Origin of the sequence: Streptomyces winkii, from assembly GCF_032248595.1 — a bacterium.
Lineage (GTDB): Bacteria > Actinomycetota > Actinomycetes > Streptomycetales > Streptomycetaceae > Streptomyces > Streptomyces winkii.
In genome coordinates, this window is record NZ_JASTTH010000009.1 from 290,346 (window position 1) to 304,789 (window position 14,444).

13 protein-coding genes and 1 riboswitch are annotated in these 14,444 nt (G+C 69.8%); of the genes, 3 read left to right on the forward strand and 10 right to left on the reverse strand.

Features of this window, described 5'->3' with window-relative positions; all coding sequences use genetic code 11:
* Positions 1-62: 62 nt before the first annotated feature.
* Positions 63-914: a thioesterase family protein gene (locus QQM67_RS26715; protein WP_314177266.1), complete on the reverse strand. Its 852-nt coding sequence runs from the start codon at positions 912-914 to the stop codon at positions 63-65.
* Between the two features lie 78 nt (positions 915-992).
* On the reverse strand, positions 993-1,661 hold the full coding sequence (locus QQM67_RS26720) for a TRIC cation channel family protein (RefSeq protein ID WP_399067676.1): 669 nt from the start codon (positions 1,659-1,661) through the stop codon (positions 993-995).
* A 489-nt stretch (positions 1,662-2,150) separates the two neighbouring features.
* On the opposite strand from QQM67_RS26720, the gene QQM67_RS26725 reads away from it, so the two are divergent.
* Positions 2,151-2,882, forward strand: coding sequence for a transglycosylase SLT domain-containing protein (locus tag QQM67_RS26725; RefSeq protein ID WP_314177270.1), 732 nt, complete (start codon positions 2,151-2,153; stop codon positions 2,880-2,882).
* 159 nt (positions 2,883-3,041) lie between these two features.
* Here QQM67_RS26725 and QQM67_RS26730 read toward each other — a convergent pair whose 3' ends face one another.
* The 8 genes from QQM67_RS26730 to QQM67_RS26765 form a co-directional block, all read right to left on the reverse strand.
* On the reverse strand, positions 3,042-4,115 hold the full coding sequence (locus QQM67_RS26730) for an ABC transporter ATP-binding protein (RefSeq protein ID WP_314177271.1): 1,074 nt from the start codon (positions 4,113-4,115) through the stop codon (positions 3,042-3,044).
* Between the two features lie 14 nt (positions 4,116-4,129).
* Positions 4,130-5,230, reverse strand: coding sequence for an ABC transporter ATP-binding protein (locus QQM67_RS26735; RefSeq protein ID WP_314177273.1), 1,101 nt, complete (start codon positions 5,228-5,230; stop codon positions 4,130-4,132).
* Positions 5,227-6,225, reverse strand: coding sequence for an ABC transporter permease (locus tag QQM67_RS26740; RefSeq protein ID WP_314177275.1), 999 nt, complete (start codon positions 6,223-6,225; stop codon positions 5,227-5,229). Before QQM67_RS26740 ends, QQM67_RS26735 begins: the two co-directional genes overlap by 4 nt.
* Before the next feature lie 76 nt (positions 6,226-6,301).
* Complete coding sequence (locus QQM67_RS26745; RefSeq protein WP_314177277.1) at positions 6,302-8,068, reverse strand: ABC transporter substrate-binding protein; 1,767 nt, start codon at positions 8,066-8,068, stop codon at positions 6,302-6,304.
* 88 nt (positions 8,069-8,156) lie between these two features.
* Positions 8,157-9,158, reverse strand: coding sequence for an ABC transporter permease (locus QQM67_RS26750; RefSeq protein ID WP_314177279.1), 1,002 nt, complete (start codon positions 9,156-9,158; stop codon positions 8,157-8,159).
* 312 nt (positions 9,159-9,470) lie between these two features.
* Entirely contained in the window at positions 9,471-10,229 is a 759-nt protein-coding gene (locus QQM67_RS26755; RefSeq protein WP_314177280.1) for an enhanced serine sensitivity protein SseB C-terminal domain-containing protein, read from the reverse strand.
* A gap of 240 nt (positions 10,230-10,469) precedes the next feature.
* Entirely contained in the window at positions 10,470-11,240 is a 771-nt protein-coding gene (locus QQM67_RS26760; protein ID WP_314177282.1) for an enhanced serine sensitivity protein SseB, read from the reverse strand.
* 191 nt (positions 11,241-11,431) lie between these two features.
* Positions 11,432-12,196 (reverse strand): AAA family ATPase, encoded by a 765-nt coding sequence (locus tag QQM67_RS26765; protein ID WP_399067729.1) that lies wholly within the window; start codon positions 12,194-12,196, stop codon positions 11,432-11,434.
* 267 nt (positions 12,197-12,463) lie between these two features.
* A riboswitch (glycine riboswitch) is annotated at positions 12,464-12,572 on the forward strand.
* Between the two features lie 140 nt (positions 12,573-12,712).
* On the opposite strand from QQM67_RS26765, the gene gcvT reads away from it, so the two are divergent.
* Both gcvT and gcvH read left to right on the forward strand, forming a co-directional pair.
* Positions 12,713-13,867 (forward strand): glycine cleavage system aminomethyltransferase GcvT, encoded by a 1,155-nt coding sequence (gene gcvT, locus QQM67_RS26770; protein WP_314177286.1) that lies wholly within the window; start codon positions 12,713-12,715, stop codon positions 13,865-13,867.
* A 141-nt stretch (positions 13,868-14,008) separates the two neighbouring features.
* Positions 14,009-14,389 carry a glycine cleavage system protein GcvH gene (gcvH, locus tag QQM67_RS26775; protein WP_314177288.1) on the forward strand — a complete coding sequence of 127 codons (381 nt, stop codon included), beginning with the start codon at positions 14,009-14,011 and terminating at the stop codon, positions 14,387-14,389.
* Positions 14,390-14,444 lie beyond the last annotated feature (55 nt).

The window sequence follows — 14,444 nt, forward strand, 5'->3', positions numbered from 1 at the left end:
GAGGTCTCGCGCCGCGGCCCCTGTAGAGCGCCCCGGCCCGGCCGGGACCTGGAGTTCCGGGCCTAGAGACCGCCGGGCTGGCCCGCGCGGGCGAGCTGGCGGGACTGCGCCACGAGCCGGTCCGCGGTGTCCCAGATCTCCACGTCCTCCTCCAGGTATCCCCCGGCGAGGTTGACGGTCGTCACGGAGACGCGCAGCGGCCCGGGCGCCGGACGGGCGCGCACGTGGACGGTGAGCTCGACCGTGGGCACCCAGCCCGTGAGGCCCAGCTCGAAGGCGGTGGGCGGCAGCGCGTCGACGGCCAGCAGAAGGGAGAGCGGGTCCGCGTCGCGGCCGTCCGCGAGGCCGAACCACGCGCGCATCTCGCCGCGCCCGCTTGGGGCGCCGACCGCCCAGCCGCAGGTGGCCGGGTCGAGCCGCAGGTCGAGGCGCTTGCCGATCTCGGGCCCCGCGTCCGCGCCCGAGGGGTTGTCCCGGGTGCTGAAGCACTGTTCGCGGGGCGGCATGGCGGGCGGCCGGGCGCTCGTGCGGACGTCGCCGGACACGGCGTCGAGGTCGCCGTAGGAAGCGAGCACGCGGATGCGCTCCACCTCGCGGCCGTCCGCGCCGGTCTGGAAGAGGGCGGCCGAGCCGGTGGAGAGGGTGCGGCCCGTGCGCGCGACCTCGCTGCGTACGACGGCCGGACCGTGGGCCGTCGCCGACAGATAGTGCGCGGTGATCGAGAACGGGTCGGGGTGCGGCAGCGTCTCGCCGAGCGCCCGGGCGACGGTCGCCAGCAGATAGCCGCCGTTGAGGGCGTGGCCGATGGCCCAGCCCGGCGAGAGGTTCGTGTCGTGGACACCGGGCTCGCGCAGCCGTACGGAGGTGTCGCGGTCGAACTCGCTGAGGGTGGCTTCACACACGGTGTCGGACATACGAGCACCGTACACGGAGAAGTTACCCACAGGTAGTCGTGGCCCAGGGGGCTGCCGGTACGGGCGGCGCGCATGCGGTCAGGCGCCCGGCTCCGTGTCCTCGACCGTGGAGCGCCGGTGCCAGGCGCGCGGCGCGCGCCAGCCGTAGCGCAGCGCCAGCAGCCGTACGGCGAAGGCCAGGGCGGCCGCGACGAGCATCGTCGTGGCGTTGAGGGCGCCGGCGTTCAGCAGCAGCGCGGTCACGGTCGCGCCGACGATGGCGGGCACGGCGTACAGGTCCCGGTCCCAGCGCAGCAGCGACGGCACCTCGTTGGCGAGCACGTCGCGCAGCACGCCGCCGCCCGCGGCCGTCGCGAGGCCGAGCACGGCGGAGGCGAAGAGCCCGAGCCCGTACTCGTGCGCCTTGACCGTGCCGGCGACGCAGAAGAGACCGAGCCCCGCCGCGTCGAAGACGTTGATCGCCTTGTTGATCCGCTCCACATGGGGGTGCAGGAAGAAGACGAGAGCCGTGGCGATGAGCGGCGCATGGAAGTAACCGGCGTCGGTGAATGCGGCGGGCGGCACAGCGCCGATCACGACGTCGCGGAAAAGCCCGCCGCCCAGCCCCGTGACCTCTGCGAGCACGGCCATGCCGAAGACGTCGAAGTTCTTGCGTACGGCGAGGAGGGCGCCGGATATCGCGAAGACGAAGATCCCGGCGATGTCGAGCCAGTGCTGCACGGCCGGGTCGAGCAGGTGCTGATTCACCCGGCCCATTCTTCACCGGCACATGTACGGGACCAGACCCCCGGACGGCGGCGGTCGCGCGGTCCGCCGCCGGTCTCCGATTCGGCTCCGAAGACCCCGGCACAGCGGCTCCGACCAGGAGCGATCGCCGTATGCGACAAAAAGGGACAAAGAGTGTCGACTTGATATCGGTATGCGATTCCGTAGTCACAGTGCGTCGATTCGAGAGGCAGCGTATGTGAGGCGGCGCATAGGACGCACGTCACATACGAAGCCGTTTAGTGGACTGCTTCCGCCACCTCTTCTCGTTCTGCGGCATATCGGTGCCTGCGACCGGGATGCTCTGTTCAATGCGCCCATTTCCGTCAGGGTGCGCATAGTACGTCACATATTTGGCCCTGTCCTGGCGAGCCTTTACCAATGTCAGCGTCGCTTTGCGCCGGGAACCGAACGGCGCACGCCGATCCGGCACCTACGCGACGAAGGCAATCGAAAGGTTCTAGCTTTTCCATGCGCATTTCCGCTATCAACCGTCTGACCAGGACCCAGAAGTCCGCCACCGTCGGCCTTGCGGCCGCCGCAGGAGCCGTGGCCCTGACCGCCGGCGTCGCGCCCAGCGCGCACGCGGACGGCCACACGGATCGTGGCCCGGCCAAGCCGGTTGCCGGACACTCGGTGAGCGTTGCCGACCATCCGTCGACCAAGGCCGCCAAGGCCGCGACGGGCGGGACCGGCGATCACGCCACCGACAGCACGCGCAGCCACGCGTCTGCCGCCTCAGTGAAGGGCGAGTCGACGAAGCAGGTGTCCGCCGCCAAGCCCGCCGACAAGGCCGATCAGGGCGAGAAGGCAGGCAAGGCCAAGCAGGCCGACAAGGCCAAGCAGGTACGCACCGGCCAGAAGGCCGACCGCTCGACCCGCGGCGACAACCTGGACGGCTGGATCAAGCAGGCCCGCGCGGTCATGAAGGAAGAGGGCATCCCGGGCTCGTACCACGGCATCAAGAAGAACATCATGCGTGAGTCGGGCGGTAACCCCAACGCGGTCAACGACTGGGACGTCAACGCCCAGAAGGGCACGCCGTCGAAGGGGCTGCTCCAGACCATCGAGCCGACCTTCGACCAGTACCACGTCAAGGGCACCAAGCACGACCTGACCGACCCGGTGGCCAACATCACCGCGGCCTGCAACTACGCGGCCGACAAGTACGGCTCCATGGACAACGTGAACTCCGCGTACTGATCCCGCGAGCCGGCGTGAGCAGCACAACCGCACAGACAGCAGAACGACCAACAGAACAGACAACAGCAGACAACCGAACAGAAGGGCGGCCGCGGCACACGCGGCCGCCCTTCAGCACGCCTGCGGGAGGCCGGGCCGACGTCGCCGGGCGACGCCCGGCTACCCCCTGCTGTCCTCGGGGTGCTGGTCCGGGGCGTTCTCCGGGTGGTGGCAGGCGGCCTCGTGGCCCGGGCCCAGCGCGACCAGCGGCGGCTCTTCGGTCTTGCAGACCTGCGTCGCCTTCCAGCACCTGGTGTGGAAGCGGCAGCCGCTCGGGGGCTTGATCGGCGAGGGCACGTCCCCCTGGAGCAGGATGCGCTCGCGTCCGCCCTGCGCCCGGCGCCGCGGATCGGGGACGGGCACGGCGGAGAGCAGCGCCCGGGTGTACGGGTGCATGGGCGAGGCGTACAGCGACTGCCGGTCGGTCAGCTCCACGATCTTGCCGAGGTACATGACCGCGATCCGGTCGGAGACGTGCCGGATGACCGACAGGTCGTGCGCGATGATCACGTACGTGAGGCCGAGCTCGTCCTGGAGGTCGTCGAGCAGGTTGATGACCTGCGCCTGGATCGACACGTCCAGCGCCGAGACCGGCTCGTCCGCCACGACGAGCTTCGGGTTGAGGGCGAGCGCGCGGGCGATGCCGATGCGCTGCCGCTGCCCGCCGGAGAACTCGTGCGGATAGCGGTTGTAGTGCTCGGGGTTGAGGCCGACCAGATCCAGCAGCCGCTGGACCTCCTTCTTCACGCCGCCCTCGGGCGTGACGCCCTGGAGCTTGAAGGGAGCGCTGACGATCGCGCCGACGGTGTGCCGGGGGTTCAGCGACGAGTAGGGGTCCTGGAAGATCATCTGCACGTCGCGGCGCAGCGGCCGCATGCCGCCCACGCCGAGGTGCGTGATGTCCCGTCCCTCGAACTCGACGGTGCCGGCGGTCGGTTCGAGCAGCCTTGTGATCAGCCGCCCCATCGTGGACTTGCCGCAGCCGGACTCCCCGACGACGCCCAGGGTCTCCCCCGCCCGCACGTCGAAGTCGATGCCGTCGACTGCTTTGACGGCACCGACCTGCCGCTTGAGGATCCCCTTGGTGATCGGGAAGTGCTTCTTCAGACCGGCCACGCGCAGCAGCGACTCGCCGGGCGCCGGGTCGGCCTTCGTCTGCACGGCGTCCGTCACGCGCTGGGACGGGATCGTCATCTGCTCGTCCTCACTCACAGCTTCGGGGCAATCTCTTCGTTCCAGATCCGGTCCCGGTCCGTGCTGTCCAGGTGGCAGGCGGACAGATGACCGCTGCCCACGTCCCGCAGCTCGGGCCGTTCGGTGCGCGTGACATTCCCCTTGGGCACGTCCGCGTACGGGCAGCGCGGGTTGAAGGCACAGCCCTGCGGGACGTTGATCAGGCTGGGCGGCGATCCCTTGACGGGGATGAGCCGTTCGCTCTGCTCGCGGTCGATGCGCGGCATCGAGCCCAACAGGCCCCAGGTGTAGGGGTGCTGGGGCTCGTAGAAGACCTGCTCCGCGGTGCCGTACTCGACACAGCGGCCGCCGTACATCACGAGGATGTCGTCGGCGAGCTCGGCGACGACGCCCAGGTCGTGGGTGATGATGATGACCGCGGAGCCGAACTCCTTCTGGAGATCCCGGATCAGGTCGAGGATCTGCGCCTGGACGGTGACGTCCAGCGCCGTCGTCGGCTCGTCGGCGATCAGCAGCTCGGGGTTGTTCACCAGCGACATGGCGATCATCGCGCGCTGCCGCATGCCGCCCGAGAACTCGTGCGGGTAGCTGTTGACGCGCTGGTCCGGCTGGGGAATGCCGACGCGGTCGAGGAGTTCGACGGCGCGCCTGCGGGCCGTCTTCTTGTCCACGTCGTTGTGGACGCGGTACGCCTCGATGATCTGGTGGCCGACGGTGTAGTACGGGTGGAGCGCGGAGAGCGGGTCCTGGAAGATCATCGCCATCTCGCGGCCGCGCAGCTTGCGCACCGTGTCCGGGTCGGCCGACAGCAACTCCTGCCCGTCGAGCCAGATCTCGCCGGAGAGCTGCGCCTTCTGCCGTCCGTACTGGCCCACGGTGTGCAGGCCCATGACGCCGAGCGAGGTGACGGACTTGCCCGACCCGGACTCGCCGACGATGCCGAGGGTCTTGCCCTTCTCCAGGCGGAAGGAGAGCCCGTCGACGGACTTCACCAGGCCGTCCTCGGTGGGGAAGTGCACGTACAGATCGCGCACTTCGAGGAAGGAACGGGGCGCGCGGCGCTCGACGACGGGCTCGCCGACCGCCGAGGCACCCGTCTTGTGGGATTCCGTCATGCGAGCCTCACTCGGGGGTCGATCACGCCGTACAGCAGGTCCACGATGAGGTTCGCCACGACGACCGCGGACGCGGTGATCAGCGTGACTCCGAGGATCAGCGGCAGGTCCTTCTCACCGATCGCCTTCAGCACGGCCTGGCCGAGGCCGGGCAGGCTGAACGTCGTCTCGGTGAGGATCGCGCCGCCCATGAGGGCGCCGAGGTCGACGCCGAGGAGGGTGATGATCGGGGTCATCGTGGAGCGCATGGCGTGCTTGCGGATGACGACCGGCTCCCGTACGCCCTTGGCGCGGGCGGTGCGGATGTAGTCCTCGCCCATCACTTCCAGCATCGTGGCGCGGGTGAGCCGGGCGTACATGGCGCCGAAGAGGAACGCCAGGGTCAGCCACGGAAGGATCATGCCGCTGAACCACTGCGGGAAGCTCTCCTCTGCCGGTGTGTACTCGTTGCTGACCAGCCCCAGGCCGTACGAGAAGATCGCCAGCGACAACAGGCCGGTGAAGTAGATCGGCAGCGAGACGCCGCCGAGGGCGAGGCTCATCGCCGCCCGGTCCCAGATGGAGCCGCGGCGCAGCGCCGAGACGACGCCGGCGGCGAGCCCGATGATCAGCCAGATGATCGCGGCACCGACGGCGAGGCCCAGGGTGACGGGCAGCCGGTCGGCGAGGATGGGCCACACGGCCTGCTCTGTCTTGAACGAGTAGCCGAAGCAGGGCGCGGAGCAGTGCAGGGTGTCCCCGGCACTGACGTAGTCGCGCCCGACGAGGATGCCTTTGAAGAAGTCGAAGAGCTGGACGAGGATCGGGTCGTCCAGGCCGAGCTTCTGCCGGATGCCTTCCAGCGCCTGAGCGTCGGCCTGCTTGCCGGCGAACATCGTCGCGGGGTCGACCCCGGTCCACTTCGGGATCAGGAAGAAGATGCCGAACACCGCCAGCATGACGACGACCAGCATCACGACGACGGCGAAGAGCCGCCTGATGAGGTATGTGAGCACTGCCTTACGGGCCGCCTCTGCTGGCCCTCACCTGCCCTTCGTGCCTAGCGGCGGGTGCGCCGGCGGGGTCGGACGGTCACTTGACGCCGAGTACGGCGTAGTCGTAGCGACCGCTGTAGGCGTCGGTCGTGCCCACGTTGGTCAGGCGGCTGGAACGCCAGATGATGTTCTTCTCGAACGTGAAGGGCAGGTAGTACGCGCCCTTCATGACCTCGGCGTTGATGGCCGCGTACTTCTTGGCCGCCTTGTTCTTGTCCAGTTCGGCGATGGCGTCGGCGAACATGCCGTCGATCTTCTTGTCGTCGATCATTGCGTAGTTGTTGTTGCCGTTCGGCAGGATGTACTTGCTGTGCCACAGCGGCATCCCATAGCCCTGGCCGGACGGGAAGTCCGGGCCCCAGCCCATGATGATGATCCCGTAGTTGTGCTTCTTGACGTAGTCCGGGTTGCCGATGATGCCGGTGGTCTGCGCGCCGTCGTACTCGTCGACCTCAGCGGTGATGCCGATCTTCTTCAGCGAAGCCTGCATGGCCTCGGCGGAGTCGACCTCGACCTTCTTGTTGTTGCGCACCGCGATGGTGGTCTTGAAGCCGTTCGGCTTGCCGCACTTCTTCAGCTCTGCCTTGGCCTTCTTCACGTCGGCCGCGCCGTTGTTCTTGGCGATGCCGTACGGGTCGTACTTCAGGTCCGAGCCCGGCACGAGCGCCGGCAGCATGTTGGTGCCGATGTCACCGCCGGCGAGCGGGCCGCCGCGGGCGTTCTGGATCGACTTGTGGTCCGATCCGTAGATCATCGCCTTGCGGCAGTGGATGTTGTCGAAGGGCTTCACCGTCTGCGGGAAGACCGCGTAGCGGATGTAACCCGTGCTCGGGTTGTCGATGTTGCCCTTGTGCTCCTTCAGCGCCTTCTCACGGCCTGCCGCCTCCATGCCGGTGGCGTTGAGGTCCAGGTCGTAGTCGCCGTTGATGAGGCGCTTGTCCATCTCGTCCGCGTTCGTCAGCAGCGTGATGGTGACCTTGTCCGGCAGCGCCTTGCGGACGGGGTCCGAGGACTTCTTCCACTCGGGGTTGCGGACGAGCGTGAGCTTCTTGTTCGGCGTGTACGACTGGAACTTGTACGGGCCGCTGGAGAAGGGCTTCAGGCCGTACTTGGACTTGGTGTCCTTGTCCTGACGGACCGGCGACGCGGACGGCATCGCGAGCATCTGCTCGAAGTCACCGTTGCGCTTGGGCAGATGGAAGACGATCTTGTTGTCGCTCGGCGTCTCGATCGCGTCCAGGCCCAGCTTGTCCTTGGCCTTGTCCTTGTAGGGGCCCTTGTACTTGCCGTCCGGGTCGAGCGTGTCCTTGAGGTAGATGGGACCGCCGGACAGCACGTCCTGCGCCCACTGGCGCTCGATGCCGTACTTGATGTCCTTGGAGGTGACCGGCTTGCCGTCCTCCCAGGTGATCCCGTCGCGCAGCTCGTAGGTGTAGGTCTTGCCGCCGTCCGTGATCTTGGCCTTGGACTTGGCCAGGTCCGGTGTCAGCTCGGCGCTCTCCTTGCCGGCGACCGGCTTGCTGGTGATGAGCGTGCGGCTGTAGTAACGCATGAAGTCCCACGCGAAGCCGTAGTAGCCGCGCGTGGTGTCCCAGGAGTCGGCGTCCTGGGTACCGATGAACTTCAGCGTCCCGCCCTTCTTGTCCGACGCGTTGGCCGTCTTGGCCCTGGCGGCGTTGAATCCGGGCGCTTTGCCGTCGCCTTCGGAGTCACTGCCGCCGCCGCAGGCAGCGGTGGACAGGAGGGCAGCGACCGCGACGGCCGACGCGGCGATCCTGCGCCTCGATGAGCGTTGGGTTGTCACGATCTGCAACCTCCGGTGTAGGTCACGGCCCGCACGGCTGCGCCGGGCCGGCGTCCAGAACCCGGACGGGCCTGGTGGTTGGGGGGTGTCATCGGGACCCCTTGGGGTCGAGGGCGTCTCGCACGCCGTCGCCGAAGAGGTTGAAGGAGAGGACGGTGATGAAGATGGCCACGCCCGGCACCACCATGAACATCGGGTCCGCCTCGTAGTAGTGCACGGCCTCCGAGAGCATCTGCCCCCAGGACGCCGTGGGCGGCTTGACCCCCACGCCGAGGAAGCTGAGCGCGGCCTCGGTGAGGATGTTGGTGGGAATCATGAGCGTCGTGTAGACGGTGATCGGCGCGATCAGGTTCGGCAGCAGCTCCTTGACGAGGATGTAGCGCCGCCCGGCGCCGAGGCTGCGCGCCGCCTCCACGTACTCGCGTTCGCGCAGCGAGAGCGTCTGGCCGCGGACGATGCGGCCGATGTACGGCCAGCCGAAGAAGCCGATCACAAGGATCATCACCGTCAGCCGCACGCCCGTGCCCGTGAGTCCGAACATCTCGCTCGGCACCACGGAGATCAGCGAGATGATGAAGAGCAACTGCGGGAAGGCCAGCAGCATGTCCATCACGCGGCTGATGATCGCGTCGAGCCAGCCGCCGAAGTAGCCCGCGAGAGCGCCGAGTACGGTGCCGACGACGACGGCGACCACGGCGGAGGCGAAGCCGACGAGCAGCGAGACGCGCGCGCCGTAGACGATGCGGCTGAAGATGTCGCGGCCGTTGCCCGGTTCGACGCCGAGCAGATGGTCGGCGCTGATGCCGCCGAGCGCGCCCCTCGGCGTCTGGAACAGCGGGTCGATCGCTTCCTCGTGATGCTGGTCCGGCGGGTGCCCCAGCACGCTCACGATGAGCGGCGCGCACACCGCGACCACGATCAGCAGCAGCACCACGATGCCGCCTGCGAGCGCCAACTTGTCGCGTTTCAGGCGGTTCCACGCGATACGTCCGAGAGAGCGGCCCTCGATGGACTTGCCGCCCGCACCGTCACCGACAGCAGGATCGACGGGCGCGGTTTCCGCGGACGTGTCGTGCAGTGGTGCCGTCATCGTGGGGGAACCCTCTCTCGGCCGGGGGTGACCAGCCACGCCCGCCGCTACAGCGGCCAGTTCGCAAGTGACGCGTACACAAGGCCGATGGGCCTCGACGCTCGGGAGTCTTCATCGGGCTCGCGATCACCCGCCAGTCCCCCTGGGGAAAGGATGCCTAACTGTGATGTGACGCGTGAGGATCCGTTATACGAACGACAGCTGACGACTATCGGAAAGTGGTCAATGCGCGTGGACAACCGCCCACCAGCACTTCCGTGTTCAGGACGTCTTCCTCGGAAGCCCGCCGGATCCCGACCGCTCGGACGGGCGTCAGGGGCGCGGGTAGCCGTAGCCGTGGCCCGGTGCGGCGTTGACCGTCGGGGCGTCACGGTCGAAGAAGGGGCGCGAATTGCGGCGGAGCCACATCGCCACCGGGTCGTAGTCGTCCGACATGGCGACGCTGGAGACCGGCAGCCCTTCCGGTACGGCCGCGACCGACTGACGCATCATCTGCTGCGCGGCCTCAACCGCGGGCCGGCCCGTGTCGTACAGATCCAGGCCGATCGCCAGATAGCCGGCGCCGAGCGCGGGCTGCACCCAGGCGCGGCGCAGTGAGCGCACGGCGGGCGTGTGATGGGCGTTCTGACTGAGCACCGCGTAGAACTGCGCGACGTCCAGGCTCGGTTCGCTGATGCGCAGCGGCCCGGCGGGCAGCTGGTCCAGCCCCAGGGCGATGCGGCGCAGATCGAGCCACGGGACGCCGACGCCGCCGCCCGGCGCGTGCGGGTTGAGCCAGATGCCCCAGCGCTCCGGGAAGAGCGCGGACGCGATCTCCCGGCCGGTGACGATCTCGTGCGAGCGGTCCCAGCCGGAGGCGGCCAGCTCCTGGGCGGAGGTCACGCAGGGTGCGTAGCCGTACCCGCCGACCTCCATGTTTCCGTACTGCGCGTCGGGCGCCCCGGGGCGCCCGTTCCACAGCAGCATCCACACTTCGCCGTCGGTGAGCGCATCGAGCAGCGCCTCATAGGTGTCGTACCTGCCCGGCGACACCTGCCCCAGCAGCTGCTCGACGCCTGCACCCGCGCTCACCTGGCCGCCCTTCTTCCGCAACCGCTCCGACGCCCGCCGGCCGCAAGACCGGCGGGGAAGCGGTCTGTCTCGATGATCAGTACCGGACCCGCGAACGCGGCCCTCCCCGTTGTCCCCGTCATCAAACCAGCTTACGAGCAGGGACCGACATGGTGCGTCGTCCCGGAGCGCTACGCCCTGCGGCGGAGCCGCCCCGGCCAGGGCCCGGCCCGCACCCGGCCCCGCCCCGCCGCCGCGGCCTCAGTCGCGGGTGTAGAAGGGCCGCACGCAGTGCCGCATCCACTCGACGACCGGGTCCTGGGCGGCGTCCATGAGCACGAGCTGCACGAGCCACTTGACCTGCGCGCGGCCCAGCGCCCGCGCGAGGGCGTCGTGCGCGGCCTGGCGGATATCCGGGTCGAGGCGGTCCAGCTCGACGCCGACGAAGAGCGCGGGCGTCTCTCCCTCGGAGCTGGCGAGGGCGCGGCGGGCCGTCCGCATCCACGGCAGTGCCGAGAACTCTCCGGCGGCGGCCGCGAGGAAGTCCACGGGCTCGTCCTGCCAGTCCGGCTCGAAGAGCCGCACCCGCGCACCCCGCGCGACACCCCAAGCGGCCTGCTCGCCGGGGGTGTTGGAGCACAGCTCCGCGACGGCCTCCGGGGGCAGCGGCATGCCGACGGTGCCCTCCGGGTTGACGGCGATGCCGACCTGCGGCGGCAGCCCGCGGGCGAACTCGCGGGCGGGCGCGACGGTGAAGGACATATGGGTGCCCACGACGTGCAGGAACTGCTGCTCGGAGCTGAACACCGGCACGTAGACGCCGCCGTTCAACTCGACCGTCGGCAGATCCAGGTCGGGGCTGTCGGGGCCGCCGCCCTCCGGAAGCGGCACCCAGATACTGCTGCGACCGAACACCTCCAGCAGCCGGGCACCGGCGCCGGGCACCTGGAGGGAGGCGGCGAGGGCCTCCTCCAGTTCGTTGCCGGGCCAGCCTCCGCCGTGGCCCGGACCGTACTGCTGAGGAATGGTCATGACGGAAACATTAGTGCGGTGGTCACAGCGGGGTGCGGGCGGTCCGCCGTACGTGTAGGGACGGGGGTTCGGCGACGCGGCGGACCCGGAACGGCACCGCAACTGCCGCCGGAACAGCGGCCGGGGACACGGAACGCCCCGCCGCCACACCTCTGCCTGAAGGCTCCGCTCGAAAGCTCTGCTCGAAGGCTCTAGTCGAAAGCCATGCCCGTCTGGTCGAAGGCCATCCCGGCGAGCGCCCCCGCCGCGGCGCGGTCGAGGAGCACCACCGAACCGCAGCCGGGCGGCAGCCGCCCGGACTCCGCGTCCGCGATGAGCTGCCGCACGGCCCTGCGGTGGCGCATGAAGGCGTAACCGGAGACCGTCCGCCCCCGCTCGGCCTGGCTGCGCAGCGCCGTCGCGGGCGGTACGTCGAGGAGGACGAGATGGAGGGTGCGGCCCCGCCGGAAGGCGTCCCGGCCCAGCCAGTTGCGCACCCACGCCTGGCTGCCGCAGTCGTGCACGACGACACTCGCGCCGGAGGCCAGCGCGCGCCGCAGCCCCGCGTAGTGCGCGAGGCGGACGAGGGGACGGTAGACGGCGTACGGCAGCCACTGCGGCAGCGCGGCCGCCCAGCGTTCGCGCACGTCCTGGGAGTCGATGCGGCGGACGGCGTCCTGGAGCGCGAGGACGCGGCGGATCAGCGTCGACTTCCCGCTGCCCGGGAGCCCGGAGACGACGACCCGGTCGCCGGTGGGGAAGCGCAGCGTCCGGCGGACGGCCGTGCCACGCAGATCCTGGGGCACGGGCCTCGGGACGGCCGCACGGGCCGGGCCGGACGGCTCGGACTGTCCGGGCGGACCTGACCGTTCGCGCGTTTCGGGCGGCCCGTGGCCATCGGAGAGTTCATGGGGACCGTGCGCGCCGGGAAGCCCGGCCGCCGCGGCCGGAGCTGCCGTCTCCACGGAAGCGGGCACCCCGGTCGCGGCGGCGTCTCTGCGCGGGCCGGACGGTGAATACCCCCAGCCGGTCACGGTCGCGTACGCACTGCGCAGGCTGCCCACCTGATCGCCCCTCCCCGAATAAGGCCGCCGTCCGGCGGCTCGCCTCCGAGAGTGTCAAGAAATGGTAATGCGCAGCAAGGCGGCGTCATTTCATCCCCGAGGTCCCGGCGGCAGGCACCGTCGACGCCCCTGCGGCGCCGTGCCATCATGAGCGGGCCAGTCAACTCCATACCGGCCGCTTGAATCCACGCGGGAGAGTTCCCGGCCACGCGCACGCGCGGGGCAGCCGGGGCGCCGAAGGAGCAAGTCCTCCCTTGAATCTCTCAGGCACCGATACCGCGCAGGACGAGGCAGATCTGAAAAGCGGGCCGCTCTGTGCGGCTCCACCCACGGTGCAAGCCGCGGCCCCGCGAGGGCTCGTGGCGAACCTCTCAGGTTCCGATGACAGATGGGGAGGACATCCGCGTCACCGAGTCACGGGAGCCTGACATGAGCGACACCGACAGCGGCGCCACCCGCGGCGGCCCGCGCACCACCGCCCTGGACGCCGTACACCGCGCGCTCGGCGCGACGATGACCGACTTCGCAGGCTGGGACATGCCGCTGCGCTACGGCAGCGAACGCGACGAGCACATCGCCGTGCGCACGCGCGCGGGGCTCTTCGACCTCTCCCACATGGGCGAGATCACCGTCTCCGGGCCGCGCGCCGCCGAGTTGCTGGACTACGCGCTGGTCGGCCATCTCTCGCGGCTCGCCGTCGGCCGCGCCCGCTACACCATGCTGTGCGACGCCTCGGGCGGCATCCTCGACGACCTGATCGTCTACCGCACCGGCGAGCAGACGTACATGGTCGTCGCCAACGCCGCGAACGCGCAGACCGTGCTCGACGCCCTGCGCGAGCGCAGCGCCGGCTTCGACGCCGAGGTGCGCGACGACCGCGACGCCTACGCCCTGATCGCCGTGCAGGGCCCGGAGGCCGCGGGCATCCTGAAGGGCCTCACGGACGCCGACCTGGAGGGGCTGAAGTACTACGCGGGGCTGCCGGGCACCGTCGCCGGCCACGACGCCCTCATCGCCCGTACGGGATACACCGGCGAGGACGGCTTCGAGCTCTTCGTCTCCCCCGCCGACGCGGTCGCCGTGTGGGAGGCGCTCACCGAGGCGGGTGCGCCCGCCGGGCTCGTGCCGTGCGGGCTGAGCTGCCGCGACACGCTGCGCCTCGAAGCGGGGATGCCGCTGTACGGGCACGAACTGACCACGCACACCACGCCGTTCGACGCGGGCATGGGCCGGATCGTGAAGTTCGAGAAGACGGCGAACGACGGTGCCTTCGTCGGGCGCGAGCCGCTGGAGGCCGCCGCGGAGAAGGCCGAGAAGGCTCCGCCGCGCAAGCTCGTCGGCCTGATCGCGGAGGGGCGCCGCGTGCCGCGCGCCGGCTACGGAGTGGTCTCCGCCGCGGACGGCTCGGTCATCGGCGAGGTGACCTCGGGTGCGCCGTCGCCCACCCTCGGCAGGCCGATCGCCATGGCGTACGTCGACCCGGCGTTCGCGGAGCCCGGCACCGAGGGCGTCGCCGTGGACATCCGCGGCAAGCACGAGCCGTACGAGGTCGTGGCGCTCCCCTTCTACAAGCGGCAGCGCTGACATCCGCCCGGCCGGGCCACGCCGGGGGCCTCCCCCTCGGCCATGACCGCTGGGTGGTGCCCCCGGCCCCTTAACGTGTCGTGCGTCCCACTGGCCAAGACTGATTCCCTCCGTCCCCCTCTCATCCAGGAGAATCCCACCATGAGCAACCCGCAGCAGCTGCGCTACAGCAAGGAGCACGAGTGGCTGTCGGACGCCGAGGACGGCGTCTCGACGGTCGGCATCACGGCGCACGCGGCCGACGCGCTCGGCGACGTCGTCTTCGTCCAGCTCCCCGAGACCGGTGCCACGGTCACCGCGGGCGAACCCTGCGGCGAACTGGAGTCGACCAAGTCGGTCAGCGATCTGTACGCGCCCGTCTCCGGTGAGGTCACCGAGATCAACCAGGACGTCGTGGACGATCCGGCGCTCGTCAACTCCGCCCCGTTCGAAGGCGGCTGGCTGTTCAAGGTGCGCCTCTCCGGCGAGCCCGACGGTCTGCTGTCCGCCGACGAGTACGCCTCGTTCACCGCCGGAAGCTGAGCCGCCGGCCTCCGCCCGCCACCTAAGCCCGTACGTCCGCCAATGTGCCCGACCG

What these genes read in the sequence shown, in the direction of transcription:
- QQM67_RS26715 (WP_314177266.1), bottom strand. Translation starts at nt 914, where the DNA reads ATGTCCGACACCGTGTGTGAAGCCACCCTCAGCGAGTTCGACCGCGAC.
- QQM67_RS26725 (WP_314177270.1), top strand. Translation starts at nt 2,151, where the DNA reads ATGCGCATTTCCGCTATCAACCGTCTGACCAGGACCCAGAAGTCCGCC.
- QQM67_RS26730 (WP_314177271.1), bottom strand. Translation starts at nt 4,115, where the DNA reads ATGACGATCCCGTCCCAGCGCGTGACGGACGCCGTGCAGACGAAGGCC.
- QQM67_RS26735 (WP_314177273.1), bottom strand. Translation starts at nt 5,230, where the DNA reads ATGACGGAATCCCACAAGACGGGTGCCTCGGCGGTCGGCGAGCCCGTC.
- QQM67_RS26750 (WP_314177279.1), bottom strand. Translation starts at nt 9,158, where the DNA reads ATGACGGCACCACTGCACGACACGTCCGCGGAAACCGCGCCCGTCGAT.
- QQM67_RS26760 (WP_314177282.1), bottom strand. Translation starts at nt 11,240, where the DNA reads ATGACCATTCCTCAGCAGTACGGTCCGGGCCACGGCGGAGGCTGGCCC.
- gcvT (WP_314177286.1), top strand. Translation starts at nt 12,713, where the DNA reads ATGAGCGACACCGACAGCGGCGCCACCCGCGGCGGCCCGCGCACCACC.
- gcvH (WP_314177288.1), top strand. Translation starts at nt 14,009, where the DNA reads ATGAGCAACCCGCAGCAGCTGCGCTACAGCAAGGAGCACGAGTGGCTG.